The following is a 3,819-nucleotide window of genomic DNA, read 5'->3' as shown; positions in this document are numbered from 1 at the left end:
AGAATTTGTATCTTAGAGCTTTAAAACCTTGCAAATATGTTGGGGAAAAATCCAGAAAAGAAGCCAGAATTATTCCGCCCAATGTTGGTGGATTTTATTGACCACGAGCATGAACTTGTTCTACTTTCAGAAAAAATAGATTGGAATTATTTTGAGAAAGAATTTTCGCCCTTGTATTCCAAAGTGGGCAATCCGAGCCATCTGATTCGGTTTATGGTGGGTTGTTTGCTCTCCAATTTCGATATTATAACCGTAATCGCAGTAGAAGGGCTGCTCGATAAGGAACATTTTCTCTGTTTTACCGAAAAGTGTTTTGATAATGCCTTTTCTCTCTTTCATTTTGGACGGCAAAATCTGATTGTTACGGAAACACAAATCTTTGCTCCTCTGCCTCTCTTCTACCAAAGCAGCATCGCCTGCATCGTATAATTCGCCGGAGAGCATTTTCTCTTTTTCAGTGAGGTTATTCATCATCTATTTGTAATAATAATTTTTTAGAGATCATAAGACATTTTCAGGTCAACACCTATTCTTCATTAAAAAGGATTCTGATTATTTTTAATTCTCGCAGATTATTCCGATGGCGCAGATGCTCAAATTTAAATCTGTAAAATGTGACTCATTAGCGGGAATATTGTGAATATTATACTTCTATTTTTCGGTATGTCATTAATGTTCATCTCTATAATTTTTTATAGGCATGTAATACAAAAACCCAGAACTGCTACAATCCTGAGTTTTCTATCAATTGATTTATTAAAAAGTTACTCTGCAGGATCCAGCACAACGACAGCCTCCGAAGTATAAAACTGGAAGGTAAAACTCTCCTGAAGATAGAGCTTCACCGAAGTATCAGTATGGCTTAGATAACCGATGGAAATGTCCTGGCCAAGAGTGAGCTTAAAATCACCACCACGGGTAGAGATTACAAAACCACCTTTGATTGCCGGTGCCCAGATAATTTCGCCATCAATCAGTTCCTGCAGGTGGTGCAGCATTGGATAACCTTCATCGCTCCCGCCACTGGCCACCGTATAAGCATCAGCTCCCAGAACCAAAACATAAGGCCCGTTGACTCCGGCAAACCTCAGTTCACTTAATGCACAGGCAATTGTGTCGGGATAATTTTTGATGCTTGCCGGCAGTTTGAGCGCACGATTGCTGCTGCCTTCACGAATCCCCTGAATGCCTGCCGCGGCATAACCTTCAAAAATGGCGCGGTCCTCTGCAAAAGCTATTTTCTCTGCAGCGTCTTTTAACGGCTGCCAGTCTGAGTCTTCGGAACCGCGTTCGACATCATCAATCGCTTCCCGGCTCAGTTCAAAAGGAACCCGCAACTCAACCACTGGGTTTACTTTGCGCACAGCCGCCTGTACCCCTTCGCCCGGTGACTCAACTGGCTGAATATGCCCGGTGCCAACGGCAGAAAGATCAAAACCATTAGGGCCGTCAACATCTACCACTTTTCTTGCGGCAAGATATCTTTTGAGTGTGCGTACCGCTTCTTCTTCGATTTGCGCCCACGCTCCTTCGGAAATGGGAGCCAACTTTCGGTGTAAATTATTCATATCGTTTAGTTTTTTATATAATGTGTAAAATTTGATCAATATAAAGGCATCGTTACTCTGATGTTTCTATCGTTTTAACTTTGCCAAAGCTTACTTATTTTAAAGAGCCAATTCCCAAAGAGCCGTCATTTTTTGGCAGTACGGTATCCACGGCTTCCGGATGATTTTCAGTTGATGTCGTTTCTTCATCTCCAGAGGAAAAATCATCCAACATATCCATCGTCGGAACAAAAAACAGGCTGCCGGTTTTTGCGGTGCTAAAATCCAGCAAACGGTCATAATTGCCTGGAGGATTGCCAATAAACATATTGTTAAGCATCAGTTTCACCGTGTTGAAAGTACTTGCATAAGCAATGAAGTACGTTCCCATCTCGTTGGTTGACATATTACCAAACGGAAGGTTATCGCGGATAATTTTGAAATCATCACCCACATTGGCCAATGCAGAATGTGAATTTTGGGGTTTGATGTCATCCGTCATCTCTACATCGCTGTCTTTGTAGCGGCCAAAAACTTTTTCTTGTTCTTCTACCGGAAGTGCCTTAAAGGCCGCCAAATCATGAATATACTTTTGGACAAAAAGGTAACTGCCTCCTTTGTAAACCTCATCTTCATCACCAATTAAACCAAAATATTCGCGCAAATTGCTTTCAGGATTTTCGGTTCCGTCTACAAAACCGAGAATGGAACGGCCATCCCAATAACGGAATCCGTGGACTTCTTCCACGCAATCTGCCACCGGAGAAAGTACTTTGGCAATATCTGCTGCCATATCATAACAGATGCTTGAGTTGGATCCTTTCAGGTGAAAATGCAAATCGCCTTTGGTAGAAACGGCAGTGTAACGGCTTCCAACAATAGGTTCAAATTCCTCCAGCTCTTTCGGTAACGGTTTGGGCAAATCCAGCCAATGCCATGCATTGTGACCAATCCCCATGATGCAGCTGGCATTGTCATCCGGAAAACGGACATAAGCAGAATGGTTAAGGTTGATTACCAAAGCACAAATGCGCTGAAAAGCTTCTTTGATTGGTGCGCCTTCCTTAAAATTCCAAACCGTAAAAATGGTGTTTGTTCCGTGATTGCCGAGTACATCCTGTGGTCCCTGTCTCATGTGTCTGTTTTGATTCGGTTATTAACAGTAACTAATTTAGGAAAAAATCAATGAATTATGACTATTTATAGTTTAAAATAAAAAAACTCAGGACCACTGACGATCCTGAGTTTCTAACAAATACTCGTAGTGCATTATAAAAGGTTATTCATAATACGAAAAAAATCGTATATTGTATTGACTACCAATCGAATACACTATGAATAACCTAGATGCAATTTACGATTTTATTTTAAATGAATTAAGAAAATTAACCTTAAATGAAAATTTTTATTTTAAACCTATTAAACCAAAATTGAGTGATTTAGAACTTATTGCCATAAATATTTCTGCAGAATATTTATCAATAGACTCAGAATATCAGTTATTTAGATATCTTTCAAATTCAAAACTAAATGGAATGATAGAAAGAAGTGTTTATAATCGCAGGAAAAGAAAACTCTTCTTGCATATGGAAAATATCAGAAAGATTATGGTTGATAGATTTCATGATCTTGAAAGGATTTTTATTGTAGATTCAATGCCTTTAGAAATTTGCAAAAACGCAAGAGCAAACCGCTCTAAAATCTGTAAAGAAGATGAATTTTCATTTCCAAGCAAAGGATATTGCGCTTCTCAATCGAGTTATTATTATGGTTACAAATTACACGCTATATGTTCTGTTTCAGGAATATTTCAAAGTTTTGATATTTCTACTGCAAGCATTCATGATATCCATTTTTTGCAAGACATAAAGCATCAAATGAACAATTGCTCATTAATCGGAGATAGAGGTTATTTATCAACTCAAGTACAAACAGATTTGTTCAATTATGCAAATATAAAATTAGATACACCTATGAGAAGCAACCAAAAAAATTATCACAAGCAGAAATATATTTTTAGAAAATCAAGAAAGAGAATCGAAACGCTATTTTCTCAACTTTGTGACCAATTTAAAATCAGAAATAATTAGTCTCTCCTTAAGTCACCTATAATTTACTGATTATTAGTATTTTGGGTTTTAAATAGCTTGTTTTTTATTGCAAGAATTTGTATCTTAGAGCTTTAAAACCTTGCAAATATGTTGGGGAAAAATCCAGAAAAGAAGCCAGAATTATTCCGCCCAATGTTGGTGGATTTTATTGACCACGAGCA

3 protein-coding genes and 1 pseudogene are annotated in these 3,819 nt (G+C 38.2%); 1 reads left to right on the top strand and 3 read right to left on the bottom strand.

Annotated features, from left to right (window positions below):
- Positions 1 to 126 precede the first annotated feature (126 nt).
- The 3 genes from WBF63_RS00150 to WBF63_RS00140 all read right to left on the bottom strand — a co-directional run bounded on the left by WBF63_RS00150 (position 127) and on the right by WBF63_RS00140 (position 2,682).
- Entirely contained in the window at positions 127 to 474 is a 348-nt protein-coding gene (locus WBF63_RS00150; protein WP_424367661.1) for a maltose acetyltransferase domain-containing protein, read from the bottom strand.
- Positions 475 to 764: 290 nt separating this feature from the next.
- Positions 765 to 1,568 (bottom strand): family 1 encapsulin nanocompartment shell protein, encoded by an 804-nt coding sequence (locus tag WBF63_RS00145; protein ID WP_424367660.1) that lies wholly within the window; start codon positions 1,566 to 1,568, stop codon positions 765 to 767.
- A 94-nt stretch (positions 1,569 to 1,662) separates the two neighbouring features.
- A complete protein-coding gene (locus WBF63_RS00140; RefSeq protein WP_424367659.1) occupies positions 1,663 to 2,682 on the bottom strand; it encodes a Dyp-type peroxidase in 1,020 nt (339 codons plus the stop codon).
- 199 nt (positions 2,683 to 2,881) lie between these two features.
- Between WBF63_RS00140 and WBF63_RS00135 the strand changes: the two are divergent.
- A pseudogene (locus tag WBF63_RS00135) lies at positions 2,882 to 3,634 on the top strand (IS982 family transposase); the annotation flags it as partial.
- Positions 3,635 to 3,819 lie beyond the last annotated feature (185 nt).

This window comes from Moheibacter sp. (assembly GCF_049672845.1).
Classification (GTDB): Bacteria; Bacteroidota; Bacteroidia; order Flavobacteriales; family Weeksellaceae; genus Moheibacter.
The sequence above is the reverse complement of the archived record's forward strand: the minus strand, read 5'-3'. Positions and strand labels throughout refer to the sequence as shown.